Below are 24,991 nucleotides of genomic sequence, written 5' to 3'. Positions count from 1 at the left end.
CGACATCAACTGGCTGAGGTTCACCGCATCCGTGGCAGCCGAACCGGCTGCAACGTTCGTCACGCGACGTTCCTTGCCTGCTGCGCCGACCGAGACTTCTCCATTGGCTGCCGATGCCGTGCCCGACAGCGCTGTCGTGCCCGGGTTGTAACCCGTGGCCGACAGGTTAGCCGTCGTCGTCGAATTCGAACCCAGCGCAACCGAGTTCGCTGCCGATGCCGTCGCCGCACCACCAATCGCCACCGCATCCGTACCCGTACCCGTTGCCGACGAATCCGCCAGCGACGAGTTCGCATGGAAGTACTTGATGCCGCCACCACCGTTGGTGATGTTGTTCACCGTGTTGCTGATGTTGGTGACGTTACCTGCGATGTTCGCGACGTTGTTGCTCAGGTTGGCCACGTTGTTGTTGATCGTGTTGACCTTTGCATCTTCCGACATCAACTGGCTGACGTTCACCGCATCCGTTGCCGCCGAGCCGGCTGCAACGTTTGTCACGCGACGTTCCTTGCCTGCTGCGCCGACCGACACTTCGCCGTTAGCCGCCGATGCCGTGCCCCACAGCGCTGCCGTGCCTGGGTTATAGCCCGCGGCCGACAGGTTTGCCGTCGTCATCGAGTTTGAACCCAGCGCGACCGAGTTTGCCGCCGTCGCCGATGCGTTACCACCAATGGCGACTGCATCTGTACCCGTTGCCGACGAATCCGCCAGCGACGAGTTCACGTGGAAGTACTTGACCCCGTTGCCACCGTTGGTGATGTTGTTCACCGTGTTGTTGATGTTCGTGACGCTGGTGCTCAGGTTGGCCACGTTGTTGTTGATCGTGTTGACCTTTGCATCCTCCGACATCAACTGGCTGACGTTCACCGCATCTGTTGCGGCCGAACCGGCTGCCACGTTCGTCACGCGACGTTCCTTGCCAGCGGCGCCGACCGAGACTTCACCATTGGCTGCCGATGCCGTGCCCGTCAGTGTTGCCGTGCCCGGGTTGTAACCCGCTGCCGACAGGTTTGCCGTGGTCGTCGAGTTTGAACCCAGCGCGACCGAGTTAGTCGCTGTCGCCTGAGCGTTGCCACCAATGGCGACTGCATCCGTACCCGTTGCCGACGAATCCGCCTGCGACGAGTTCGCGTGGAAGTACTTGATGCCGTTGCCACCGTTGGTGATGTTGTTCACGGTGTTGCTGATGTTGGTGACGTTGCCTGCGATGTTGCTGACGTTGTTGCTCAGGTTGGTCACGTTGTTGTTGATCGTGTTGACCTTTGCGTCTTCCGACATCAGCTGGCTGACGTTCACCGCGTCCGTTGCGGCCGAACCGGCTGCCACGTTGGTGATGCGGCGTTCCTTGCCAGCCGAACCCACCGACACTTCACCATTGGCCGCCGATGCCGTACCCGACAGTGTTGCCGTGCCCGGGTTGTAACCCGCTGCCGACAGGTTTGCCGTGGTCGTCGAGTTTGAACCCAACGCGACCGAGTTAGTCGCTGTCGCCTGAGCGTTACCACCAATGGCGACTGCATCCGTACCCGTTGCCGACGAATCCGCCAGCGACGAGTTCGCATGGAAGTACTTGATGCCGCCACCACCGTTGGTGATGTTGTTCACCGTGTTGCTGATGTTGGTGACGTTGCCCGCGATGTTCGTGACGTTGTTGCTCAGGTTGGCCACGTTGTTGTTGATCGTGTTGACCTTTGCGTCTTCCGACTGCAACTGGCTGACGTTCACCGCGTCCGTTGCGGCCGAACCGGCTGCCACGTTCGTGATGCGGCGTTCCTTGCCTGCAGCGCCTACCGAGACTTCACCATTGGCTGCCGATGCCGTGCCCGTCAGTGTTGCCGTGCCCGGGTTGTAACCCGCTGCCGACAGGTTTGCCGTCGTCGTCGAGTTCGAGCCCAGTGCAACCGAGTTCGCCGCCGAGGCCGCTGCCGCACCGCCAATCGCCACCGCATCCTTACCCGTTGCCGACGAATCCGCCAGCGTCGAGTTCGCGTGGAAGTACTTGATGCCGCCACCACCGTTGGTGATGTTGTTCACCGTGCTGCTGATGTTGGTGACGTTACCTGCGATGTTCGTGACGTTGTTGTTCAGGTTGTTCACGTTGTTGTTGATCGTGTTGACCTTTGCATCTTCCGACTGCAACTGACTGACGTTCACCGCGTCAGTGGCCGCCGAACCCGCCGCAACGTTCGTCATACGACGTTCCTTGCCAGCCGAACCCACCGACACTTCGCCGTTAGCCGCCGATGCCGTGCCCGACAGCGCTGCCGTGCCCGGGTTATAACCCGCTGCCGAAAGGTTAGCCGTCGTCGTCGAACCCGAACCCAACGCAACCGAGTTCGCTGCCGATGCCGTCGCCGCACCACCAATCGCCACTGCATCGGTGCCCGTTGCCGACGAGTCCGCCAGCGTCGAGTTGGTGTGGAAGTACTTGATGCCGCCACCATTGGTGATGTTGTTCACCGTGTTGCTGACGTTGGTGATGTTGGCCGTCGCCGTGCTGAGGTTGTTAACTGTGTTGCTCAGGTTGTTCAGGTTGTTATTAACCGTGTTCACCTTCGCATCTTCCGACATCAACTGGCTCACGTTCACCGCATCGGTCGCAGCCGAACCCGCCGCAACGTTCGTGACACGACGCTCAGCGCCTGCCGAACCCACCGACACTTCACCGTTGGTCGCCTGCGACGTGCCCGACAGCGCGCCTGTGCCCGGGTTGTAACCCGCCGCCGACAGGTTTGCCGTCGTCGTCGAGCCTGAACCCAACGCAACCGAATTGGCCGTCGTCGCGCTCGCACCGGAGCCGATGGCTACCATCTTCCCAGAATTGGCAAATGCGTTTTCGCCGAAGGCGATTGCGCCACCTACGCCGCCGGTGCTAGCCGAATAGCCAAGCGCAATGCTGTTCGTTCCATACGCGTTGACCTTGGCGTTCTGGCCCAACGCGATCGCGCCGCCACTGTATATGCCCATCGATGCGCTCTGGCCGATCGCAATGCCGCCCGTCGCAGTTGTCGGCATGGTAGTGCCCGTACCGATCGCGATTCCGTTGTTCGAATCCACGCGAGTGGAGCCGCCGATCGCAATCGAATCCACACCGTTCGCCGTCGAATCAGCCAGCGTCGAATTCGTGTGGAAGTACTTGATGCCGCTGCCACCATTGGTGATGTTGTTCACCGTGTTGCTGATGTTGGTGACATTCCCTGCGATGCTCGTGACGTTGCTGCTCAGGTTGTTCACGTTGTTATTGATCGTGTTCACCTTCGCGTCTTCCGACTGCAACTGGCTCACGTTCACTGCGTCAGTGGCCGCCGAACCCGCTGCAACGTTCGTGATACGACGTTCCTTGCCCGATGCCCCCACCGACACTTCGCCATTAGCGGTCGACGCCGCGCCCGACAGCGTGCCGCTGCCCGGGTTGTAACCCACTGCTGACAGATTCGCCGTCGTCGTCGAATTCTTGCCCAAGGCTACCGAATTCGCTGCAGAAGCGTTGGCTGCATTGCCAAGCGACACCGAGCCCGTACCGGACGCATTGCTATCGCGGCCAATTGAGACCGAATTGTCGCCGCTTGCCGCAGCGTGATATCCCATCGCCGCACTGACGTTGTTTGCGGTTGCGCCATCGCCGATTGCAACGGCCGAGCCCGAGCTCGCACCAGTCGTAATGGCGTTCGAACCAATGGCGATTGAATTGCCAGCTGCGGCCGTTGCCCCGGTACCGATTGCAACGGCGTTAGTGCCCGACGCCGTCGAATCGGCTCCGGTCGAGTTCACGTGGAAGTACTTGATCCCCGCACCGTTGTTGATGTTGGTGATCGACGTATTGAGCTTGCCCAGCGCCGTATCCACCGTGCTGAAAGCGGAGCCGACATTGGTCGCCGCGCCCGTCGTGCCCGCGATCGCGTTCGCGTTCGTCAGCGCGTAGCTCGGTGCGCTGATCGCACCGGTCGTGCTGTTGTAGGCTGCGCCGCCGCCCAAAGCTGCCGCAGTCGTCGTGCCGTCCTGGTTGACCTTGCCGTCTTCCGACTGCAACTGGCTGACGTTCACTGCGTCCGTCGCCGCTGAACCGGCCGCAACGTTCGTAAGGCGACGTTCCTTGCCCGCCGAGCCCAACGACACTTCACCGTTGGCAGCCGATGCCGTGCCCGACAACGTGCCGCCGCCCGGGTTGTAACCCGCTGCCGACAGATTCGCCGTCGTCGTCGACGCATTGCCGAGGGCCACCGAGTTCGCGGCCGATGCGATCGCGCTCGTACCAAGCGCTGTCGCATAAGCGCCCGATGCCAAAGCGGCGCCCCCGAGCGCCGTGCCCTGCGCGGCCGTAACCTTGGCGTTCGTACCGACCGCAACGCCCCAGCTCGCCAGCGAAGTATCGGCGCCATTGCCCAGAGAGACCGACCTGTCGCCACCCTTCGAGTCACCACCAATCGCGACGGAATTGTTAGCGGCCGCCGCATTCTGAGCATTCTGGCCGATTGCGATGGATGCCGCCCCCACCGTAGTCGCGCCTTGGCCAATGGCGGTTTGCCCAGTGCCGCTGGTGCTCGTATTGATACCCAAGGCCACGCTGTTCGAACCGGCCGCGTTACTGGCATTGCCGATCGCCACAGCGCTACCACCGCTCGCGGTACTGGCAATACCTAGGGCCATGCTATTGCTGGCCGACGCCAAGGCACTTGAACCCAGCGCCACGCTACTGCCGGCTGATGCCGTGGCATTTGGACCTAGTGCCATCGAGCTGGCAGCTGAAGCTGTGGAACCGCCGCCGATCGCCACGGCATTGCCAGCACCGGTGGTTGCCGCCGTGCCGAGCGCCACCTGGTTGTTCGCGCCATTGAGCACGGCCGTGAATGCCCCAGTGCCGATGGCAACGCTTGCACCACCGCCAGCCGTCGCGTTCTGACCTAATGCGGTATTTCCCGAATAGGACGTGTATGCACTATCTCCAATCGCAATAGAGCCATTCATGGTCGAGCCTGCCGCCATGGAAGCATTGCTGCCAATCGCAATGGAACCCGATCCCCTCGCGACTGCATTCGGACCTATAGCCAGTGAGTCCGGGCTCACTGCCGACGAATCCGCCAGCGTCGAATTCACGTGGAAGTACTTGATCCCCGCACCGTTGTTGATGTTGGTGATCGACGTATTGAGTTTGCCCAGCGCCGTATCCACCGTGCTGAAAGCGGAGCCGACATTGGTCGCCGCGCCCGTCGTGCCCGCGATCGCGTTCGCATTCGACAGCGCGTAGCTCGGTGCGCTGATCGCACCGGTCGTACTGTTGTAGGCTGCGCCGCCGCCCAATGCTGCCGCCGTGGTCGTGCCTTCCTGGTTGACCTTGCCGTCTTCCGACTGCAACTGGCTCACGTTCACTGCATCCGTCGCCGCCGATCCGGCTGCAAGGTTAGTAATACGACGCTCCTTGCCCGATGCACCCACGGACACTTCACCGTTAGCGGTCGATGCAGTACCCGAAAGCGTACCCGCGCCCGGGTTATAACCGGCGGCCGACAGGTTCGCCGTGGTCGTCGAGCTCGCGCCCAGTGCCACAGAATTTACCGCCGACGCTTTCGCGCCGCCGCCGACTGCAACGGCATTGGCTCCAATCGCCTGGGAATTGGTCCCCAGTGCGGTGGCGTAGGAAGTGCCGCCAGCACCGCTGGCCGTCGAAGAAGCACCCAACGCGATGTCGCCAAGGGCGGCCGCCGATGCCGCGTTGCCTGCCGCAAATGTGTAGTTCGCCGCAGCCGACGAAGACGAGCCCAGCGCGATCGCGCTCGTCCCGATCGACTTGGCCGTGTTCCCCAGCGCGACAGAACTGCTCCCCGATGACGTTGCCCGCGCGCCGATCGCGACGCCTTGTGCCGCAGCGCTGCCGACATTGGCCTGCGTGCCAATGGCAATCCCGTCCGAAGCTGCAGCGACCGTCTGATAGCCCATCGTGTTCGTGTAGGCACCCGAAGCGGACGACGCCTGACCAATTGCCGTTGCGCTCAGACCCGAAGCCGTTGCTGCTGAACCAACCGCGACCGAGTTGGCTGCCGTCGCCGACGAATTGCTACCCAGCGCCATCGAGCTGGTCGCGGAGGCCGTCGCGTTTTCGCCGACGGCGAGAGCTTCCGCACCGCCGCCGATACCCCCAGCCACAGCGTTACCGCCGATGGCAACGTTGTGTTCGTAATTGGCGGCGGCATTATTGCCGATGGCAATCAGATCATTGCCAAACCCGGTGAACTGACTAACGGCTGTTGTCGCGCCCGTCCCCATGGCGATCGAGTTAACACCTTTGGCCAACGCGTTGCTACCGATCGCAACGTTATCGTGCGTCCCGTTAATATTAGGGGTAGACGCTCCACCTCCGACTGCAATGCCACCGCTCGTGTTCGCCGACGAATCCGCCAGCGTCGAATTCACGTGGAAATACTTGATGCCCGCACCGTTGTTGATGCTGTTGATCGACGTATTGAGCTTGCCCAGCGCAGTATCCACCGTGCTGAAAGCGGAGCCGACATTGGTCGCCGCGCCCGTCGTGCCCGCGATCGCATTCGCGTTCGTCAGCACGTAGCTCGGCGCGCTGATCGCACCGGTCGTGCTGTTGTAGGTTGCGCCGCCGCCCAAAGCTGCCGCCGTCGTCGTGCCGTCCTGGTTGACCTTGCCGTCTTCCGACTGCAGTTGGCTCACGTTCACAGCATCTGTCGCCGCCGAACCGGTCGCAACGTTCGTGATGCGACGCTCCTTACCCGCCGAGCCCACCGACACTTCACCGTTGCTTGCGGAAGCCGTGCCCGACAGCGTGCCGCCGCCCGGGATGTAACCCGCCGCCGATAGATTCGCGGTCGTCGTTGACTTATACCCCAGCGCAACTGAACCCGTGGTCGACGCGTTCGCGCCCTGGCCAATTGCAGTCGAGTTGGTTGCGGAGGCGTTCGTGAACGCACCGACTACAGTGGATTGAGCACCGGTCGCACTTGATTGCGATCCCACCACCGTCGAGTAATTACCCGACGCAATCGCGGCGTCGCCGATGGCAGTCGTTGCCCAGTCTGTCGCTTGTGCCCAGGTGCCCAGCGCAGTTGCCTGCGAGGTGCTGTTATCGGACTGACCAGCAACTGATTGATAGCCGATTGCGACGTTTGCGCCGTTACTGATGCTATTGGCGCCCCACGCTTTTGCTCCGCCGCCGATCGCGATAGCACCGGGCGCATTGGTTGCTGAATAAACTGTCGTCGCATTACTCCCAAGTGCGACGTCCCAGCCCCCGCCAGTTGTTGCGCCGGCGCCTATCGCTTCCGAAGTTGAACCTCCATTAGCGATGCCACCGTCCAGCGCGCCGGCGTTCGCCTGCATTGACGCAAGGCCCCCTACCCCAGCTGCCAGCAGCACCGCCAAACTTGCTCTCGTGCTTCTGCTCTTCTTCCCCCGCGCCTTCGCCACTTCCGACACCGCGACATACGTCCCGGTCGTTTCATTCCAAACGGTCTTGTACGACTTATTCACAATCCTGCCTATTTAAGATGAGGTAACCCATTCGGCGCCGCGCTGTTGACCATGAGGTGGCGTCCCAGACATCCAATCGCAATCAACCGATTTTCAAAACAACTGGGGAAATGAGACTTTTCTCGTTAATCTCATTAATGCATGCGGCGATGTCGCAAAGATAGACTCAGCGAAATGCGCATTGAATAGGACTTGTCTCAAACAGTTCATCCGAATACGTGGATGTGCGAATTAACCGACACATCGTGCAGACGACGCCTCGCATTGCGTCGAATCGCCGCAGCACAAATGCGACTGAGCCGCGCGCTATAACGCATCGGTCACGTGCCGTTAGGAAGAATGCGAAACTCGAAGAGAGAAGCTGCCACCGCTACTGAAGTGCCTGGCGGAGCTGAGAGATACAGACAGATTGAGAATTGTCTTATTTTTACTAATTGAAAAATATCTAGAATTTTTGCAATTGCACTGAGAAAACTGAATCTCTTCAAGAAATTTCTCAACAGCAACGTTCAATCATCCTAAAGCGCCGCACAGCAAAACATCCGTGCCGCACCAGCCAATCGAACCAGAAAGTCAAACTCAATAACTCCAATGAAAATTTTTGATGCCAACGACATGAAGTCCATTTTCCGTCCCGCGCTCGGCGCTCTTTTACTTTGCTTGACCGCTGCGCCCGCATTGGCGGCGGATCAGGATGAAGCGACACTAAAGAATTTGGAGCAAACGTGGATCACCGCGATCACCAAGACTGACCGCGTTGCGCTCGACAAACTGCTCGACGACTCTTTCGTGGAGACCGCGCCCAATGGCATGCGTCGGAGCAAGTCCGACCTTCTGTTGGCGTCGCCGCCGCCGCCAGGTTCAACCCAGACTCTGATCGATATGGATGTGCGCGTGAACGGTGACACGGCCATAGTCACCGGTATCAATCAGTTCAAACGGGACGCGACTGCGCAACCGGTGAACTATTCGTTTACCGATGTGTTCGTCCGCAAACCGGAAGGCTGGCGAGTCATGTCGGCACAAATGGTTCGCCGATGAGGAAGACAGAGGGCGGCCTGCCTGCATGCCGCCGCTTTTGACTTGAACGCTTTTGAAGACGCGATTTGCTCGCGCCTCCTTTTACAACTGCTGGACCGGACTGCAAAGGCTATCAGTGAGCAGTTGCAGCAACCACCGCATCTGTCTTCGCGCGTGTACCCTTACGCGTCGCAACTTCGCACGGTTCAGCGTCCGCGCGAGCCTGCATGGTTTTCTGCCCCGCCTCCGCAAGAAGTTTCGCCGCTGCACCCGCCGTGATCCGCCGGTGCGCGATACCCTTCGCATCGAGCGCAATCACTTGATACAACTCGCGGTCGCCTTCCACTTCCCGCTCGTACTCCTCGCACGTTTCAACCAGCAGTTCGAGCAGCACTTGCCGGCTGCGTCGTTCGTGGTGGGTCAATGCAGGATTCCTATATATCGAGGTCGCAAGCGTGGCCAAGCGGTTAAGTTGAGTCAACTGCCGGTCGCAGGAACCGAATGCGGACAACGCGAGCTTTTCGTACTGCAAGGCATCGACTGGCGGGCGTGAGGCGGGTTGATTTTTGATGGACTTGCTCATGGTGCGATCTCCTGAAACTTAACTGGATCGCCCGACACTCGCTTGCAAGGAGGGTGAGCGGGCACGTAGCGAAGTTGACAGACCGGGCTTGAAACAATCCGGCGAGCCTTGCGGCTCCTCCACCACAGCCCGCCCATAGAAAATACAGACGTGCAGAGATAGACGCACGACCCGCCTGGACGGGTGTGCGGTTTCAAGCGCGAGCTGTCAAACTCGACCATCGGTTGGTGCCAATGGTGCGGAAATTATAAATCAGCCCACACGCGCATTGGTCGTCCCAATATAGCCTCACAACCGCGCTATCCGTTCAGCCTAAGACAATCCGTCACACATCGAAACCAACAATAAAAAAAGGCGGTTCGCCGAACCCAGCAAACCGCCCTTCACAATTCCGCGCCTGCAACCTGACCCACGCAGCGAACGCTCTCCCACGCGTTAAAACGGCTTGATCACCACCAACGCCACCGCCGCCAGCATCCCTAGCACCGGCAACTCGTTGAACATCCGATACCACTTATCCGACCGACGATTCTCACCGCGCTCGAACGTCCGCAGCAGCACACCGCAATACGCATGATAACCAATCAGCAGCACCACCACACCAACCTTCGCGTGAATCCACCCCTGCCCGCTGCCGATGCCAATCACGAGCCAAAGCCACAGTCCACAAGCCAGCGCCGGCACCGCGATAAACGTCATGAAGCGAAACAGCTTGCGCGCCATCGTCAACAGACGCGCCGTGGCCGCGGGTTCCGTTTCCATCGCCAGATTGACGAAGATGCGCGGCAGATAGAACAGGCCGGCGAACCACGAAGCAACCAGGACGATATGAAACGTTTTGACCCAAAGCATCGACGATCCTTGTGCAGCATAGTGGCGTAAAGAGAAGCGCGCACATCAGCGCGCTTCTACGAAAGACGAGCCGGCGAAACCGCCTTTATTGACGGCCTTCACCGTGCCCGAGCACGACGTATTTCATCGACGTCAGCCCTTCGAGTCCCACCGGACCGCGCGCGTGCAGCTTGTCGTTCGAGATGCCGATCTCCGCGCCCAGGCCGAATTCGAAGCCATCGGCAAAACGCGTCGACGCATTGACCATCACGCTCGCCGAGTCCACTTCGCGCAGGAAGCGCATCGCGCGATCATGGTCTTCGGTAACGATCGCGTCGGTGTGCTGCGAGCTGTACTCGTTGATGTGCTCGATCGCCGCGTCGAGATCGTCCACCACCTTGATTGCCAGCACGGGCGCAAGATATTCGGTACGCCAGTCTTCTTCGGTCGCATCGACGAGCGGACCCACGCCCGCATCCGCCAGCACGGCACGCGCCGCGGCGTCCACGCGCAGTTCGACTTGCTTGTCGCGATACAGCTTGCCCAAAGGCGGCAGCACTTGAGCCGCGACACCGCGCGCGACCAGCAGCGTTTCCATCGTATTGCAGGTGCCGTAGCGGTGCGTCTTGGCGTTGTCGCAGACCGTCAGCGTTTTGGTCAGATCGGCGCGATCGTCCACGTACACGTGGCAGATGCCGTCGAGGTGCTTGATCATCGGCACGCGCGCTTCGTTCATCAGGCGCTCGATCAGGCTCTTGCCGCCGCGCGGCACGATCACGTCGACGTACTCCGTCATGGTGATCAGCTTGCCGACCGCCGCGCGGTCCGAGGTGGCCACCACTTGCACGGCGTCTTGCGGCAGACCGGCGGCTTCCAGGCCTTCGCCGATCAGCTTCGCCAGCGCCGAATTGCATTCGAGCGCTTCGGAACCGCCGCGCAAAATCGTCGCATTGCCCGACTTGAGGCAGAGCGCCGCGGCGTCGATCGTCACGTTCGGACGCGATTCGTAGATGATGCCGATCACGCCGAGCGGCACGCGCATCTGACCGACCTGAATGCCGCTCGGCCGGTACTTCAGATTGCTGATCTCGCCGATCGGATCGGCCAGCGCGGCGACTTGCCGCAGACCTTCCACCATCGTCTTCAGCGCTTTGTCCGACAGCGTCAAACGGTCGATGAACGCGGCGTCATGGCCTTTCTCGCGAGCCTTGGCCACGTCGCGCGCATTCGCTTCTTTCAGCGAGGCGGCGTCGCGCTCGATCGCCTCGGCGACGGCTGCGAGCGCGGCGTTCTTCGCCGCCGTCGACGCCCGCGCCATCGCCCGCGATGCTTGGCGGGCGCGACGGCCGAGGTCGGTCATGTACTGGTCGATATCCATGGAAATTCTCGTGGTGCCGCGCACATCGAGGTGCGGCGGACGGACAGAATGAGCGAATGATTCAGCGATTGTAAGTCGGGCGAAGGCGCTTTGCTTGGCGCCGGGCGGGTTGTCCTTCACGCCGGCGCACGAGGAACGCAGCAGGCTTGCCGGTTCTCTCGCACTTCAGGAACGCATTACGATGCGATTCAAGAGTGACTCATAAGCGACTCAAAAGCGCCCTCACAGCTTGCCGGCTGGCCTGGCGTTGCCGTTCAGGCCGGCCTTCGTGCCGGTGCAGCAGTTCCAGGTCGAGGTCGTGGCGGTGGCACAGGCGATGTTTTCGGCGAAGCCACCGTCATGGCCAATTCGAACAGGCCATCCCACGGATCAGGCGGCGGATCGTTGCGATGATTGCCCGGCGTGCCGCCCGACAAACCTTTGACCTGCCGATCCAGCCGCGCCGCCAGCGCAAGCGCCTTTTCCAGCGTGCCTTCGCTGACCCGCGACAAGGCCGGCCCAATCAACCGTTCGCGCGGACCCCATACGCGGTTCTCGCGCACCAGCATCGCAAGCGGCTTGCCGGCCGCGACGCCGCGTTTGATGCGCAGCAGCGTGCGTATTTCTTCCACCACGGCCCACAGCACCAGCACCGCGGCCTCGCCTTCGCCGCGCAAACCGTCGAGCATGCGCGACAGGCGGCTGACGTCGCCCGCCAGCATCGCTTCGTTCAGCTTGAAAACGTCATAACGGGCGACGTTGAGCACGGCGTCCTGAACCTGCTCGAAGCTCAGCGACCCGGCCGGATACAGCAGCCCGAGCTTCTGGATTTCCTGATGCGCGGCAAGCAGATTGCCCTCCACACGCTCGGCGATAAAGGCCAACGCGCGCCGCCCTTCTTCTCCGGCGGCTACACGTTGCCCCTGGGCAGCGAGCCGCTGGCCAACCCAATTCGGCAACTGCGCACGCTCGACCGGATCGATTTTCAGCGCGACGCCCGCGTCGGACAACGCCGTGAACCATGCCGACTTCTGCGTGGCCGCATCGAGCCGCGGCAGCGTGATCATGGTGAGCACGTCGTCGTTCACGGCGGCGGCCAGCGCTTTCAGCGCGTCCGCGCCTTCCTTGCCTGGCTTGCCAGACGGAATGCGCAACTCGACCAGTTGACGGTCGCCGAACAGCGACATCGACTGGCTCGCGCCCAGCAGCGAACTCCAGTCGAACCCGCGCTCCACCGTGAACACCGAGCGATCGGTGAAGCCGGCCGCGCGCGCGGTGGCGCGAATCCGGTCGCACGCTTCCTGCGCGAGCAGGTGCTCGTCGCCGTACACGACGTACAGTCCGGCGAGTCCCTTGGCGAGATGCGCTTCGAGCGCGTCAAGTCGCAGTTGCATGGCTACCGATCGACGAGGTTGAACAGGTGCGGCACATTAAGCGAAACAAAGAACGCGGCACGACGCTCACAGCGGCGGCGGCGGCAACGGCGCGCGCGGCGCAATCGACGGCACTTCCTGGCCCGGCGCCGGGTGCATCGTGCGAACGACAGACAGACGTCGCGTGAGCTGGTCGATCGCGTCGTTTTCCATATCGGCGAAGAGAATTTCGCTTTCGGCGGCTTTCGCTTGCGAATATTGATCGCTATAGGTCATCGCGCGGTTCAGCGCGATCACGCTCGGCGGAATCAGCAGCGTGCCGTCCTTGGCCGTTAGCGAATAGGTCATCGAAAGATTCAGTGCGTACTCTTCGACCGCGCCCAGCGAGTTCAGCGTCAGCGTGCTGGTGCCACGGCCTTCGGTGATCTGCAACGTGGCGTCGGCATTCGCGACCGACGTGACCACGACCGTGTCGCTGCCGCCTTGCACGATACGCGTCAAGCGCGCGGCCGCCGATGGAGAACCGCCTGCGATAAAGAGGCGTTTGAATGCGTAGTCCTGCTGGCCGCGCAGCTGGAAGCCGCAGGCGGACAACATCAGCACGCTGCAAGCCAGCGTCAAAAACGATCTGCGAGTCACATTGGCTCCTGGTTCGCAGTAGATTCCGCAGCGTGGACAAGCGCCGCCGCACGCGGCGGCGTCCTGCCTGCTGTCATGTCTTCGTTGATCCTCACACGACCACGTTCACGAGACGACCCGGCACCACGATGATCTTCTTGGGCGCCTTGCCTTCGCTGAACTTGGCGACCATCTCGTGAGCGGCCGCAAGCTGTTCGATCGCTTCACGCGAGGCGTCTTTGGCCACCGTGATCGCGCCGCGCACCTTGCCGTTCACCTGCAGCACGAGTTCGATCTCGGACTGCTCCAGCGCCTTCTCGTCGACCTTCGGCCACGGCGCGTCGAGCAGCGAGCCGAGTTCGTCGGCGTAACCGAGTTCCTGCCACAACTGGAACGTGAGGTGCGGCACGACCGGATACAGCACGCGCAGCATCACGCTGCAGGTTTCGCGCAGCACGGCCGGCCGGGCGCCCTTCGCGCTGTCGAGCGCGTTGAGCATCTTCATCGCGGCCGACACCACCGTGTTGTATTGCAGACGCTGATAGTCGAAGTCGGCCTGCTTCAGCACGCTGTAAATCTCGCGGCGCAAGGTTTTCTCGACGTCGCTCAGTTGCGCGGCGTCGAACGTGCCGCCCTGGCGCAACGCGGCTTCGTTCGTCTGACTGAAACTCCACACACGGCGCAGGAAGCGGCTCGCGCCTTCCACGCCCGAACCGGACCATTCGAGCGACTGCTCGGGCGGTGCGGCGAACATGACGAACAGACGCGCGGTGTCCGCGCCGTGCTGGTCGATCAGCAATTGCGGATCGACGCCGTTGTTCTTCGACTTCGACATTTTCTCGACGCCGCCGAGCACCACCGGCTGGCCGTCCGCGTTGAGGATCGCGCCGACCGGGCGGCCCTTGTCGTCGAACGAGACGGTCACGTCGGCCGGGTTGTACCAGGTCTTCTTGCCTGCTTCGTTTTCACGATAGTAGGTTTCGTTGAGCACCATGCCCTGCGTCAACAGATTCTTGGCCGGCTCGCCGAACTTGATCAGACCGAGGTCGCGCATCACCTTCGCCCAGAAGCGCGAGTACAACAGGTGAAGAATCGCGTGCTCGATGCCGCCGATGTACTGATCCATCGGCGCCCAGTAGTCGGTGCGCTCGTCGACCATGGTCTTCGCACCCGGCGACGCATAGCGGTAGAAGTACCACGACGAATCGACGAAGGTGTCCATCGTGTCGGTTTCGCGTTTGGCCGCGCCGCCGCAGGTCGGGCAGGTGCAGTTCACGAACGCTTCAGACTTGGCGAGCGGATTGCCCGTGCCGTCCGGCACGAGGTCTTCCGGCAGCACCACCGGCAGATCTTTTTCCGGCACCGGCACGTCGCCGCACGTGGGGCAGTGGATGATCGGAATCGGCGTGCCCCAGTAGCGCTGGCGCGACACGCCCCAGTCACGCAGACGCCACGTGATCTGCTTGTCGCCGAGGCCGAGTTCCTTCAGGTCGGCGGCGATGCGGTCGACTGCCTGTTCGTAGTTAAGGCCGTCGTACTTGCCGCTGTTGATCAGCGTGCCGGTCTTCTCGCCGTACCATTCCTGCCAGGCATCGGTCGAGTATTCCTTGCCTTCAACCGCGACTACCTGCTTGATCGGCAGACCGTATTTCTTCACGAACGCAAAGTCGCGCTCGTCGTGCGCCGGCACGCCCATCACCGCGCCTTCGCCGTAGCTCATCAGCACGTAGTTGCCGATCCACACCTCGACCTGCTCCTGCGTCAGCGGATGCGTGACGGTGAAGCCGGTGGCCATGCCCTTCTTTTCCATGGTCGCGACGTCGGCTTCAGCCACGCCGCCGCGCTTGCATTCCTCGATAAAGGCCTGCAGTTCCGGCTTGTCTTGCGCGAGGCGCGTGGCGAGCGGATGCTCGGCGGCGACCGCGCAGAAGGTGACGCCCATGATCGTGTCGGCGCGCGTGGTGAACACGCGCAGCAGCTTCTGCTCGCCGTCGATCTCGTACGGGAAGCCGAAATTCACGCCGAAGCTCTTGCCGATCCAGTTCTGCTGCATGATCTTGACGCGCTCGGGCCAGCCGAGGCCGTCGAGGTCGTTCAGCAGCTCGTCCGCGTACTGCGTGATGCGCATGTAGTACATCGGGATTTCGCGCTTTTCGACGAGCGCGCCCGAACGCCAGCCGCGGCCGTCGATCACCTGCTCGTTGGCGAGCACGGTCTGATCGACCGGATCCCAGTTGACGGTGCCGGTTTTCTTGTACGCGATGCCCTTTTCCAGCATCTTCAGGAACAGCCACTGGTTCCACTTGTAGTAGTCGGGGCTGCAGGTCGCGACTTCGCGCGACCAGTCGATCGCGAGGCCCATGGACTGCATCTGCTTCTTCATGTAAGCGATGTTGTCGTAGGTCCACTGCGCGGGCGGCACGTTGTTGGCCATCGCGGCGTTTTCCGCCGGCATGCCGAACGCGTCCCAACCCATCGGCATCAGCACGTTGTAGCCGTTCATCCGCAGATAGCGGTACATCACGTCGTTGATCGTGTAATTGCGCACGTGACCCATGTGCAGCTTGCCCGACGGGTACGGCAGCATCGAGACGCAATAGAACTTGGGCTTGTCGGTGACTTCCGTCGTCTTGTACGCGTCGATGGCGCGCCATTGCCCTTGCGCGGCGGATTCGACGTCGGAGGGAACGTATTTTTCGTGCATGGTGTGATGGGATCGCTGGGTTCGGTGCTTTCGCACCGGGCCTGGTGCTCTGCTGGATGAAATGGCGTTGATTCCCCTTCTGCGGGGGAAAGGGCTGATTATACCGTCCGCGGACGGGTACGCCGCGCCTACGGCCTGGCGGCCGGCGGCGGCGGGTCGGTCACGAAACCGATCCGCTCGAGGCCGGCCTGCTGCGCCGCGCCCATGACCTGCGCGATCACCTCGTAGCGCGTGGAGCGCTCGGCGCTCAGATGGATCTCGGGCTGGTCGCTCTGCTTGCCCGCTTGCGCGAAGCGCGCGCGCATCTGCTCGAGCGTGATGACGGTGCCGTTCCAATAGAGTTTGCCGGCGGCGTCGATGGAAAGGGAAATGGTTTGCGACGTCTCGCGCGCGGGCGCGGCCGCGACTTTCGGCAAATCGAGCCGGATCGCGTGCGTGAACAAAGGCGCGGTAATGATAAAAATCACCAGCAGCACGAGCATCACGTCGATCAGCGGCGTCATGTTGATCTCGGCCATGGGCGCGGCCGTCTGCTTTTTCTCGAGTCCGCCGAATGCCATGTCGCCTCCTTCTGCCTGAGCGGCGCGCCTAGTGGGTCGAGGCCTGGTGGGCGCGCGCGTGCGCTGGAACCTGTTCCGCCGGCGCGCACACGTAGGCGTGCAGGTCGTGCGCAAAGCCGTCGAGCTCTTCCGACAACTGCCGCACGAGCCGGCCGAGCACGTTGTACGCGAGCACCGCCGGAATCGCGACCACGAGGCCGAAAGCGGTCATGATGAGCGCCTCGCCAACCGGCCCGGCGACATTTTCGATCTGCGCCTGACCGCTCGCCGCAATGCTGCCGAGCGCGTGATAGATGCCCCACACGGTGCCGAGCAAGCCGACGAACGGCGCCGTGCTGCCCACCGAGGCCAGCAGCACCTGGCCGAATTCGAGCCGCCGCTGCGACGCATTGAGCGCCTGGCGCAGCGCTCGCAGCACCCGCTCGCCACGCTCGACGCGGGCGAGCAGCGCGCCCGGAATATCCACCTCAGCCGCATGAAGCGCCGCTTCCGCGAGCGGCGTGAAGACCCGTTCGCGGTCCGCGCGCCTGAGCGCCGCGACACCTTCGGACAACGTGGGCGCCTGCCAGAACTGCGCGATCGCGCGCGTGGCCTGACGTTTCGCGCGCGTGAGGATCCAACTTTTGACGATCAGAAAGCACCAGCTCGCAATCGACATGGCCAGCAGCACGTAAGCGACGCCATGCGTGATCGCGTCGCTGGTTTGCAGGTAATGGATGATGCCGCTGCTGCCTGCCATCTGACCTCGCCGTGGAGTAGTGATTTCAGGAGGGTGCCGGGAGACGCCGTGCCCCCGGCCTTCGCTCAGAATACGTCGGACACAGCGTTGAATTCAGCGTTCAACGCAGGCCGAGCACGTCTTGCATGTCGAAAAAGCCGATGGAGTGGCCTTCGAGGAAACGGACAGCACGAAGCGCGCCTTGTGCATACGACAGACGGCTCGCCGATTTGTGCGTGATCTCGATTCGCTCGCCGATGCCCGCAAACAGCACCGTATGGTCGCCGACAATGTCGCCGCCGCGAATCGCCGAAAAACCGATCGTGGACGGGTCGCGTTCGCCAGTCACGCCTTCGCGGCTGTAGACCGCGCAGTCGTCGAGATTGCGGCCGAGCGCGTTGGCGATCACTTCGCCCATGGTCAACGCCGTGCCGGACGGCGCGTCGACCTTGTGACGGTGATGCGCCTCGATGATTTCGATGTCGTAGCCCGTCGCGAAGTGCTTCGCGGCGTATTCGAGCAGCTTCAGCGTAACGTTCACGCCGACGCTCATGTTCGACGCAAACATGATGGCGATCTTGTCAGCCGCGGCGCGCAGTTGCGCCTTCTGCTCGTTGTCGAAGCCGGTGGTGCCGATCACCATTTTCACGTTGTGACGCTGCGCCGCTTCAAGATGCATCAGCGTGCCTTCGGGGCGCGTGAAGTCGATCAGGTAGTCGGATTCGGCGAATACGCGCTCGACATCGTCGGTTAGCATGACGCCCGTCTGTTTGCCGAGAAACGCGCCGGCGTCCTGGCCGAGTTGCGGGGAGCCCGCACGATCGAGTGCGCCGGACAGCGTGGCGTCGGTATCGTTGAGGACTGTTTCGATGAGCATGCGGCCCATACGGCCCGATGCGCCAGCAATGGCAATTTTCATGGCTACGAGGGTTCGAAAAGGCAAAACCCGGCAAAGGCGGGCGAAAGCGGCGGCGGGCAGCACCCGTGCGCCGCGCATGACTGAAAAAGCAGAGAACCGCACGGACGCCGCGCACTGCGGCTGCCCGTGCGCGGCGTTCGTCTCAAGCGTGAGTCTTAAGCATGAGTCTTAAGCATGAGTCTTAAGACAGGGACAGCGCAATTAGCCGCCCGTTCCCGTAGACGAGGACGAGGTCAGCGGCGCGTTGTGCGTCGGGCCACCGTTGCTGCTCTGCGGTCCCGTCGGGCCGACCGGATTGCTGTTGTCCGTACCCGGATTCTGCGGCGGCGGCGGACGATGGAACTGGAACTGCGGCTGCCCATTGCCCGTGGGGCTTTGCTGCGGGATGCCGCCGCCGTTCGCCGTCGGCGCGCTCGGCACGCTCGGACGCGCGGGCGACAGTTGCACCGCATTGGTCGCACGATTGGCGGCTTGCGCGGCTTCCGCGTTGGCGTCCGTTGACGGCGTCGCCGCGCCGGCAGCGCCAGCGACGGACGGCGAACGCACGGTGTCCAGCGTGACCGGCGCCGCCGCGGCTGCATCGCTCGCGCCACTCGCGCCGCTCGCCACGGCAGTGGCGGCCTTCTTCTTGCCCAGCTTGTCGCCGTCGATTTCGGCCAGCAATTCGAGGTTGGACGGCAGATCGTCACCACCCGACCAGCTGGCGACGCGGTCGCCCGCGAACATGACCACGAAGTCGCGCTGCTGGACGACACTCGTCGAGCCACGCTTGAAATAGAACACGTAGTCCCAGCGGTCCGCGTGGAACATGTCGGTCAGGAGCGGCGTGCCGAGCAATTGCTTGACCTGCGCGCGGGTCAGGCCGACCTGCATCTGTGCAGCCGCTTCTTTCGAGACGAAATTGCCTTGCACCACCGTGATACGGTACGGCGTGATGCTTTGGGCAATACGCTGTGTCAGGCTGTCGTAAGTGGAACATCCGGCAAGAACCGCGACAGTCGCAACAGCGATCAAGGTACCCCGCATGCGGCTCCCCCGGTAGATCAATTGAGATTTTGAAATCATTTCACTCACCGTGCGGGCCCGCTGACGAGCCGCGCGAGTTTCATTCCATCGAAGATGACCAGAACGCCAAAAACACATTACTATGAGAGCCCAGCATTGTACTCTAGGGATCCCTTGTCATGACCAATCCAACCGATCTCAAGAATATCGGGCTCAAGGCGACCCTTCCGCGCCTCAAAATCCTTGAGATTTTCCAGCACAGCCCGGTGCGTCACCTGACCGCCGAAGATGTGTACCGCAACCTGCTGCACGAAGAACTCGATATCGGGCTTGCAACCGTGTATCGCGTGCTGACGCAATTCGAGCAGGCCGGCCTGCTCTCGCGCAGCAATTTCGAGTCGGGTAAAGCGGTGTTCGAACTGAATGAGGGGTCGCACCACGACCACCTCGTGTGTCTCGATTGCGGGCTCGTCGAAGAGTTTTTCGACTCCGAAATCGAGAGCCGTCAGCAGTCCATCGCGAAGGAACGCGGCTTCAAGCTACAGGAGCACGCGTTGGCTCTGTACGGTGCCTGCACCAAGGAGAACTGCCCGCATCGCAAGCATTGACGCGAGGCCGGCCGCGCTGGGGTGCGCGGTCCGGCGGGCAAAAAAGACCCGGCCGATGCAAATCGGCCGGGTCTTTTTGCATCTGCGACGCGATTCTGTACGCGAGCCGTTGACGCCCCTAGCCCACCAGCTCGGCGCTAGCTTCGAACGTCAGCCGCCACGGCTCTACCAATGACAATTCGTCGCAATTAGGCTGTTCGCCGCCCCGATCGACCACCACGAAATCGCTCACCCGATCGAGCGCGAGCAACGGGTGATGCCAGACGCCTTTCGCATAGTTCACGCCCTGCCACGCATCGGTCCAGAAGGCGCGCATTTGCGACGGATCGAATTCGCCCGCCGGCGCGACCACCACCAGATAGCGGCCGGCCGTTAAGGGAATGAAAGCCTGGCTGCCGAGCGGATGCCGCTCCATCATCGTGATCTCGACCGGCAGCGCGCGCGGCTGTGCGCGAAACAGGTTGATCAGCGGCCGCCCGCCGTGCTCCGTCACGTCGACGCAGGCGAGGTCGTGATAACGCTCGGTCGTGCCGCCATTGATGGCGAAATGACGTGCGCCGTCCAGTTCGATAACGTCGCCGAACGGCGCGAAAGCCGCGCGCGTGAGCCGTTCCATCTGCAATGTCTTCATCGACGCCGCTCCTCCGTTATGCGATTTCGCCCCACAGGCGCAGACGCGACACGCCGCCGTCCGGAAAGATATTGAAACGCACATGCGTGACCGGACCCAGCGACGCGAGGTTGTCCGCGAAGGTGTGGACGTGGTCCATCTGCAGTTTTTGTTCGCCGAGCAGCACCGGCCAGAACATCGCCTGTGTGACGAGCGAATCGTCCGTGCCGCCCGTCACCGACGCGGCTTGCAGCGAACAGCGGTCCGGGAAATTGCCCTTGAAGTGCGCCGTGTCCACTTCGATCTTGCGGATCACGCCCGGCCGCGCCAACGCGACGATCGCCCAGTCGTTGCCCGGCTCGCGACGGCGCCGGGTTTCCCAGCCGTCGCCCATGTTGACGCCACGGCCCGGCATCAGCATCTGCGAGGCCGGCCCGAAATGCTGGTTGTTCGCGGCGACCAGATACGCGCCGTTTTCGATGGCGGCCAGGTCCAGCAGCGTGCCGCGCTCAACGCGCTCCCAATCGCGCTTAGGCTGGCCGTACACGCGCAGGCGGGCGAGGCCGCCGTCCGGGTACAGATTCACACGCAGATGAGTGAAGGCGCGCGCGTCGCTCACGTCGACGTAGTGGTGCTGGTTACCCTGCAACGTGGTAGCCGGCACGAGCGTTTGCCAGTCGGCGTTGTCGGGCGGAACGTCACCCTCCACGTAGCAGGCGTCGATCGACGCGGCCGGCGGAAAATTGCCGGTGAAATGGCTCGTATCCAGATCCACGCCGTACACGACGCCCGGGTGCGCGAGGCGAATCACACAATAATCGTGACCGGTGGTGCGCTTGCGGCGGGTTTCCCAGCCGTCCATCCACTTGCCGTGGTCGTCGTACTTACCGGGAATGAACACCGCCGGTTGCGGTTCGAGCATGCGTTCTTTCGGCGCGAAGAATTCGTCGCTGGCGAAGAGCGCCTTCGCGCCCAGGCGCGGGTCGGCGAGGTTCATATAGCGACGGGTGAAAGCAGGAGCGTTGGGGTCGAGGATCGGATTAGCCATTGTCTCTAGTCTCGGTCAGGCGCGAAAAAGTGAAGGAGAGCCGGCATGTGCAGCCTCTGCCGGCGCAGAACGCGCGCTGCTGCGTGGGCGCGCGCGGATTCGGAAGCAGATTTCAGGCGGTTTAGACGGCAGGAGCGTGTTCGCCAGTGGCGGGCGCGGCGTCGTCGCCGGCCGGCACGTAGCGCAATGCCGCGTCGCGATTCAGCACGCGATGAGCGCGCGCCCGGTCGATATCGTTCTCCCACACGGCGACCACCACTGTCGCCACGCAGTTGCCGATCAGGTTGGTCAACGCGCGCGCAATGCCGACGAACCAGTCGACCGGCAGGATCAGCACGAGGCCGAGCACGGGAATCGCCGGAATCGCGGACAGCGTGGCGGCCAGAATCACGATGGCCGAGCCGGGAATGCCGTGCGCGCCCTTCGAGGTCACCAGCGAAACCAGCACCACCACGATCAGGTCGTGCATCGACAGCGGCGTGTTGGTGGCCTGCGCGATGAAAATCACGGCGAGCGTGAGGTAGATGGAAAAGCCGTCCAGATTGAACGAGTAGCCGGTCGGAATGACGAGGCCGACGGTCGAATCCTTGACGCCCATCCATTCGAGCTTGCGCATGATCTGCGGCAGCACGGCGTCGGACGAAGCGGTGCCGAGCACGATCGACAACTCTTCGCGCAGGTAGCGAATCAGCTTGAAAATGCTGAAGCCGGCGAGCCGCATGACGACGCCCAGCACCACGACTACGAACACGAAGCAGCTCGCGTAGAACACGAGCACCAGCAAGCCGAGTTGCTTGAGCGACTCGACGCCATAGGTGCCGGTGGTGAAGGCGATCGCCCCCAGCACGCCGAGCGGCGCGAGCTTGATGATGAAACCCATCACGCGGAAAAACACTTGCGACAGTTCGTCGATCAGGCTGCTCACGCGCTGAGCCTTATTGCCGAGCAGCGACAGCGCCGAGCCGAACAGCACCGAAAACACCAGAATTTGCAGGATGTCGCCGGTGGCGAAAGCGTTGATCGCGGTGTCGGGGATGATTTTCAGCAGGAAGCCGGCCGTGTCCTTCAGGCTTTTGGCGTGCTCGGTGTACGTGGAGAGCGACGCGGGATCCAGCGAGCGCAGATCGATATTCATGCCGACGCCAGGACGCGTAACGTACGCTAGGACTGCGCCGATCACGAGCGCGATCGTCGTCATCACCTCGAAGTAGACCACGGCCTTCAGGCCGACGCGGCCCACTTTGCGCAAGTCGCCGGCATGCGCCATGCCGCTGACCACGACGCAAAAGACGATCGGGCCGATCACCATCTTGATCAGCTTGAGAAAGCCGTCGCCGAGCGGACGCAGCGATTGGGCGAAATGCGGGAATACGGCGCCGATCACGATACCGGCCACCAGCGCTATGACGACCCGGCCAAACAGCGAATTGAAAAATTTCAACACGGCTTCCTCCTGGTTACGATTCACGTCTGTTCAGACTGGTCCGACCAGTGCTGTTATGTCGAATAGTAGGAAGCCGATATACTGACGTCAAGGTTTCATAAAACAGTGTTTACCCGCTGTTTTTGCAGCGGTTTTTGGCCGGATCGGCGTCAGCAGACGGTAAGCTGCACGAGCGTTCGGACCGCGTATTACAATGCTGGTCAGACCGCGATTCCAAAGTGAGACAACGATGAAAAACGTCCCGCATACCGTTACCGATGCCGCCATCGCGACCATCCGCGAACGGATCGAAGCGGGCGTCTATCCCGTAGGCAGCTTGCTGCCGGCCCAGCGTCAACTGTCCGAAGAACTTGCCATCAGCCGCGCTTCGCTGCGCGAAGCGCTCTCCACGCTCGAAGCGCTCGGTTTGCTGGTAATCAGGCCCGGCAAGGGTGTGTACGTAGAAAGCGCGCAGGCGTCGGCCGCGCAACCGTGGCGCTTCGCGGAGCAATCGTCACTGCCTGATACGTATCAGATGCGCTTCGCGCTGGAAGGCTTTATCGCGCGCATGGCGGCGCTCGCGGTCAGCGATTCCGACCTCGCGTGGTTCGAAGAGAACATCACGGCCATGCAAACAGCGCTCGCCTGCGACGAACTCGATGAAGCCGCCCGGCTCGACTACGACTTCCACATGCGGATCGTCAGCATTGCCGGCAATGCGGCGATCGAGTCGATCCTGAGCAGCAGCGCGGAGATCATGAAGGAAAGCCAGCGCATGCCGTATTACCGGCGTGAACTGGTGCTGTCCACTTACAACGAGCATCGCGTGATTCTGGATGCGCTGAAGGCGCGCGATTCCGCCGCGGCCGGCAAGGCCATCGAAACGCATATCTCGAACGCCGCGCAGCGCGCCGGCGTCTATTTCCCGACTCCGCAACCGCAGTAGGCGAAAAAAAACCGCTCCGAAGAGCGGTTTTTTACGCCTGCCACCGCCGACTCAAACCGGCTTTGTCAGGCATAGCTAGCGCACGAAGCGCCGTGATTTACTTCGCGTTGGCCAGCGCCACAGCCGTGTCCAGCATGCGGTTCGAGAAGCCCCACTCGTTGTCGTACCAGCTCGACACCTTCACCAGACGGCCCGACACCTTGGTCAGCGTCGCGTCGAACGTCGACGAAGCCGGGTTGTGGTTGAAGTCGATCGACACCAGCGGTGCATCGTTGTAGCCGAGGATGCCCTTCAGCGAGCCTTCCGACGCTTCCTTCATGATCGCGTTGACTTCTTCGACCGTCGTGTCGCGCGCGGCGATGAACGACAGGTCGACGACCGACACGTTGATCGTCGGGACGCGAATCGCGTAGCCGTCCAGTTTGCCGTTCAGTTCCGGCAGCACCAGACCGACCGCCGAAGCAGCGCCGGTCTTGGTCGGGATCTGGCTGTGCGTGGCCGAGCGCGCACGGCGCAGGTCTTCGTGGTACACGTCCGTCAGAACCTGGTCGTTCGTGTATGCGTGGATCGTGGTCATCAGACCGTTCACCAGGCCGATCTTGTCGTTCAGCGGCTTGACGAGCGGTGCGAGGCAGTTCGTCGTGCACGAGGCGTTCGAAATGACCGTGTCCGATGCCTTCAGCACGTTGTGGTTCACGCCGTAGACGATCGTGGCGTCGACGTCTTTACCGCCCGGCGCCGAAATGATCACCTTCTTCGCGCCGCCCTTGATGTGCGCGCTCGCCTTTTCCTTGGTCGTGAAAAAGCCCGTGCATTCCAGCACGACGTCGACGTTCAGCTCGCCCCACGGCAGTTCAGCCGGGTTGCGGTTGGCCAGCACGCGGATCTTGTCGCCGTTGACAACCAGGTAGTCGCCGTCCACCGACACTTCGCCCGGGAACTTGCCGTGCGCCGTGTCGTATTGCGTCAGGTGAGCGTTGGTCTTGGCATCGCCGAGATCGTTGATGGCGACGATTTCGATATCGTGCTTCTTGCCGTTTTCATAGAAGGCGCGCAGCGTGTTGCGGCCGATCCGGCCGTAGCCGTTGATTGCGACGCGAATCGTCATGGTCTATCTCCTGATGGCTAAAAAAATTCGTCCAGATTCGTCTGACTGACAGCGTTGCCGCGCGTTCGC

17 protein-coding genes and 2 pseudogenes are annotated in these 24,991 nt (G+C 62.2%); 3 read left to right on the top strand and 16 right to left on the bottom strand.

Annotated elements, in window-relative coordinates; genetic code table 11:
- A pseudogene (locus P0D71_RS24835) lies at nucleotides 1-7,341 on the bottom strand (adhesin); the annotation flags it as partial.
- A 15-nt stretch (nucleotides 7,342-7,356) separates the two neighbouring features.
- A pseudogene (locus P0D71_RS24830) lies at nucleotides 7,357-7,491 on the bottom strand (ESPR domain-containing protein); the annotation flags it as partial.
- A 591-nt stretch (nucleotides 7,492-8,082) separates the two neighbouring features.
- On the opposite strand from P0D71_RS24830, the gene P0D71_RS24825 reads away from it, so the two are divergent.
- Nucleotides 8,083-8,532 (top strand): nuclear transport factor 2 family protein, encoded by a 450-nt coding sequence (locus tag P0D71_RS24825; protein WP_408482586.1) that lies wholly within the window; start codon nucleotides 8,083-8,085, stop codon nucleotides 8,530-8,532.
- 112 nt (nucleotides 8,533-8,644) lie between these two features.
- Here P0D71_RS24825 and P0D71_RS24820 read toward each other — a convergent pair whose 3' ends face one another.
- From P0D71_RS24820 to P0D71_RS24775, 10 genes are all read right to left on the bottom strand, one after another.
- Nucleotides 8,645-9,094: a hypothetical protein gene (locus P0D71_RS24820; RefSeq protein WP_408482584.1), complete on the bottom strand. Its 450-nt coding sequence runs from the start codon at nucleotides 9,092-9,094 to the stop codon at nucleotides 8,645-8,647.
- A 435-nt stretch (nucleotides 9,095-9,529) separates the two neighbouring features.
- Nucleotides 9,530-9,946, bottom strand: coding sequence for a CopD family protein (locus P0D71_RS24815; RefSeq protein WP_007180398.1), 417 nt, complete (start codon nucleotides 9,944-9,946; stop codon nucleotides 9,530-9,532).
- A gap of 85 nt (nucleotides 9,947-10,031) precedes the next feature.
- Complete coding sequence (locus P0D71_RS24810) at nucleotides 10,032-11,303, bottom strand: glutamate-5-semialdehyde dehydrogenase (RefSeq protein ID WP_408482582.1); 1,272 nt, start codon at nucleotides 11,301-11,303, stop codon at nucleotides 10,032-10,034.
- A 254-nt stretch (nucleotides 11,304-11,557) separates the two neighbouring features.
- Complete coding sequence (holA, locus tag P0D71_RS24805; protein ID WP_408482580.1) at nucleotides 11,558-12,676, bottom strand: DNA polymerase III subunit delta; 1,119 nt, start codon at nucleotides 12,674-12,676, stop codon at nucleotides 11,558-11,560.
- A 66-nt stretch (nucleotides 12,677-12,742) separates the two neighbouring features.
- Complete coding sequence (locus P0D71_RS24800) at nucleotides 12,743-13,294, bottom strand: LPS-assembly lipoprotein LptE (protein WP_091799135.1); 552 nt, start codon at nucleotides 13,292-13,294, stop codon at nucleotides 12,743-12,745.
- 91 nt (nucleotides 13,295-13,385) lie between these two features.
- A complete protein-coding gene (gene leuS, locus P0D71_RS24795; protein ID WP_408301201.1) occupies nucleotides 13,386-15,977 on the bottom strand; it encodes a leucine--tRNA ligase in 2,592 nt (863 codons plus the stop codon).
- 128 nt (nucleotides 15,978-16,105) lie between these two features.
- The gene (locus P0D71_RS24790) at nucleotides 16,106-16,537 is read right to left on the bottom strand and encodes an ExbD/TolR family protein (RefSeq protein WP_408482578.1); all 432 of its coding nucleotides are present in this window, start codon (nucleotides 16,535-16,537) and stop codon (nucleotides 16,106-16,108) included.
- Nucleotides 16,538-16,565: 28 nt separating this feature from the next.
- Nucleotides 16,566-17,276, bottom strand: coding sequence for a MotA/TolQ/ExbB proton channel family protein (locus tag P0D71_RS24785; RefSeq protein ID WP_408301197.1), 711 nt, complete (start codon nucleotides 17,274-17,276; stop codon nucleotides 16,566-16,568).
- 100 nt (nucleotides 17,277-17,376) lie between these two features.
- Nucleotides 17,377-18,174, bottom strand: a complete 798-nt coding sequence (gene dapB, locus P0D71_RS24780; protein ID WP_408482577.1) for a 4-hydroxy-tetrahydrodipicolinate reductase — start codon at nucleotides 18,172-18,174, stop codon at nucleotides 17,377-17,379.
- Nucleotides 18,175-18,375: 201 nt separating this feature from the next.
- Nucleotides 18,376-19,200 carry an outer membrane protein assembly factor BamE gene (locus tag P0D71_RS24775; protein ID WP_091799118.1) on the bottom strand — a complete coding sequence of 275 codons (825 nt, stop codon included), beginning with the start codon at nucleotides 19,198-19,200 and terminating at the stop codon, nucleotides 18,376-18,378.
- A 158-nt stretch (nucleotides 19,201-19,358) separates the two neighbouring features.
- Here P0D71_RS24775 and fur point away from each other — a divergent pair, with 158 nt between their 5' ends.
- A complete protein-coding gene (gene fur, locus P0D71_RS24770) occupies nucleotides 19,359-19,787 on the top strand; it encodes a ferric iron uptake transcriptional regulator (RefSeq protein ID WP_012434340.1) in 429 nt (142 codons plus the stop codon).
- A 118-nt stretch (nucleotides 19,788-19,905) separates the two neighbouring features.
- Here fur and P0D71_RS24765 read toward each other — a convergent pair whose 3' ends face one another.
- The 3 genes from P0D71_RS24765 to P0D71_RS24755 all read right to left on the bottom strand — a co-directional run bounded on the left by P0D71_RS24765 (nucleotide 19,906) and on the right by P0D71_RS24755 (nucleotide 22,889).
- Entirely contained in the window at nucleotides 19,906-20,418 is a 513-nt protein-coding gene (locus P0D71_RS24765) for an ureidoglycolate lyase (RefSeq protein WP_408482575.1), read from the bottom strand.
- A gap of 16 nt (nucleotides 20,419-20,434) precedes the next feature.
- Nucleotides 20,435-21,445, bottom strand: a complete 1,011-nt coding sequence (gene alc, locus P0D71_RS24760) for an allantoicase (RefSeq protein WP_408352180.1) — start codon at nucleotides 21,443-21,445, stop codon at nucleotides 20,435-20,437.
- A 121-nt stretch (nucleotides 21,446-21,566) separates the two neighbouring features.
- A complete protein-coding gene (locus tag P0D71_RS24755) occupies nucleotides 21,567-22,889 on the bottom strand; it encodes a C4-dicarboxylate transporter DctA (protein WP_091799108.1) in 1,323 nt (440 codons plus the stop codon).
- A gap of 229 nt (nucleotides 22,890-23,118) precedes the next feature.
- Here P0D71_RS24755 and P0D71_RS24750 point away from each other — a divergent pair, with 229 nt between their 5' ends.
- Nucleotides 23,119-23,814, top strand: a complete 696-nt coding sequence (locus tag P0D71_RS24750; protein ID WP_091799105.1) for a FadR/GntR family transcriptional regulator — start codon at nucleotides 23,119-23,121, stop codon at nucleotides 23,812-23,814.
- A gap of 97 nt (nucleotides 23,815-23,911) precedes the next feature.
- Here the strand turns inward: P0D71_RS24750 and gap are convergent, their stop codons facing one another.
- A complete protein-coding gene (gene gap, locus P0D71_RS24745; RefSeq protein ID WP_408182856.1) occupies nucleotides 23,912-24,922 on the bottom strand; it encodes a type I glyceraldehyde-3-phosphate dehydrogenase in 1,011 nt (336 codons plus the stop codon).
- Nucleotides 24,923-24,991 lie beyond the last annotated feature (69 nt).

The organism is Paraburkholderia sp. RL17-383-BIF-A (assembly GCF_046028015.1).
Taxonomy (GTDB): domain Bacteria; phylum Pseudomonadota; class Gammaproteobacteria; order Burkholderiales; family Burkholderiaceae; genus Paraburkholderia.
Note: the sequence above shows the minus strand (reverse complement) of the source record. Positions and strands in the feature narration are given on the sequence as shown.

Coding starts and splice junctions, on each gene's coding strand:
- P0D71_RS24750 (WP_091799105.1), top strand. CDS start 23,119: ATGAAAAACGTCCCGCATACCGTTACCGATGCCGCCATCGCGACCATC.
- P0D71_RS24785 (WP_408301197.1), bottom strand. CDS start 17,276: ATGGCAGGCAGCAGCGGCATCATCCATTACCTGCAAACCAGCGACGCG.
- P0D71_RS24825 (WP_408482586.1), top strand. CDS start 8,083: ATGAAAATTTTTGATGCCAACGACATGAAGTCCATTTTCCGTCCCGCG.
- P0D71_RS24820 (WP_408482584.1), bottom strand. CDS start 9,094: ATGAGCAAGTCCATCAAAAATCAACCCGCCTCACGCCCGCCAGTCGAT.
- alc (WP_408352180.1), bottom strand. CDS start 21,445: ATGGCTAATCCGATCCTCGACCCCAACGCTCCTGCTTTCACCCGTCGC.
- P0D71_RS24775 (WP_091799118.1), bottom strand. CDS start 19,200: ATGCGGGGTACCTTGATCGCTGTTGCGACTGTCGCGGTTCTTGCCGGA.
- P0D71_RS24815 (WP_007180398.1), bottom strand. CDS start 9,946: ATGCTTTGGGTCAAAACGTTTCATATCGTCCTGGTTGCTTCGTGGTTC.
- holA (WP_408482580.1), bottom strand. CDS start 12,676: ATGCAACTGCGACTTGACGCGCTCGAAGCGCATCTCGCCAAGGGACTC.
- P0D71_RS24790 (WP_408482578.1), bottom strand. CDS start 16,537: ATGGCATTCGGCGGACTCGAGAAAAAGCAGACGGCCGCGCCCATGGCC.
- P0D71_RS24810 (WP_408482582.1), bottom strand. CDS start 11,303: ATGGATATCGACCAGTACATGACCGACCTCGGCCGTCGCGCCCGCCAA.
- gap (WP_408182856.1), bottom strand. CDS start 24,922: ATGACGATTCGCGTCGCAATCAACGGCTACGGCCGGATCGGCCGCAAC.
- fur (WP_012434340.1), top strand. CDS start 19,359: ATGACCAATCCAACCGATCTCAAGAATATCGGGCTCAAGGCGACCCTT.
- P0D71_RS24765 (WP_408482575.1), bottom strand. CDS start 20,418: ATGAAGACATTGCAGATGGAACGGCTCACGCGCGCGGCTTTCGCGCCG.
- dapB (WP_408482577.1), bottom strand. CDS start 18,174: ATGAAAATTGCCATTGCTGGCGCATCGGGCCGTATGGGCCGCATGCTC.
- leuS (WP_408301201.1), bottom strand. CDS start 15,977: ATGCACGAAAAATACGTTCCCTCCGACGTCGAATCCGCCGCGCAAGGG.